The organism is Bacillus sp. LR--39, assembly GCF_053613335.1.
Map to the genome: position 1 here is coordinate 1 of NZ_JBSIOT010000733.1, position 767 is coordinate 767.

Annotated in this window: 1 protein-coding gene; it reads left to right on the forward strand. The window is 50.2% G+C overall.

The genetic code is table 11. The features are described 5' to 3' along the window. Nucleotides 1-176: 176 nt before the first annotated feature. Nucleotides 177-767 (forward strand): Vgb family protein (locus ACWHAR_RS26180; protein WP_452088310.1); only part of this gene is annotated, 591 nt, incomplete at its 3' end.

The following is a 767-nucleotide window of genomic DNA, read 5'->3' on the forward strand; positions in this document are numbered from 1 at the left end:
ACCACATATAGAAAATTAAGTTATATTTTAAAACCATTTTATGATACTAGAGTGAGCCTGTACAATTCATATTGATGGAATTTTTTGTTTCACTGCATGCTCCCCCCTGAGGTAACATAAAAATGAGAGATGCCTGGGGCAAAATAGCTTGCAGGAAAAAGGAAGGGAGGGTATCCATGCAGATTCGCATGACTGAATATCAGGTTCCCGACCCCGAATCGGGGCCGTACGGGATCACAGTATGTGCAAACGGGCGCATTTGGTTTACTGAACAAAAGGGGAACCGGATTGGTATGCTCACAGAGTCCGGGGATATCACCGAATATACGATTCCGACGGAGAGCGCAGGCGCCTCGATTATTACGTCCGGGATTGACGGCGAGCTTTGGTTTACAGAGTATAAAGCGGGGAAAATCGGCAAAATCACGCCTCAAGGGAAAATAACCGAGTATGCTCTTCCACCGGGTGCTGCCCCGTTTGGAATCGCTGCAGGCTGTGACGACGCCATGTGGTATACAGATATGGCCGGACATCAAATCGGCAGGCTGTCCTCTTCAGGCGAAATAACAGAATACAAACTGCCCAAACCAGGAGCCTTCCCGTCATTTATTACAAGGGGAGCAGACGGCGCGCTCTGGTTTACACAAAACCAAAGCGGCTCCATCGGGCGAATAACGGCAGATGGAGACATCAGCGAGTATCCGCTGCCCCAAGAACAATCCGGCCCGGTCGGGATCACTGCCGGCCCGGACGGGGCTTTATGGTTT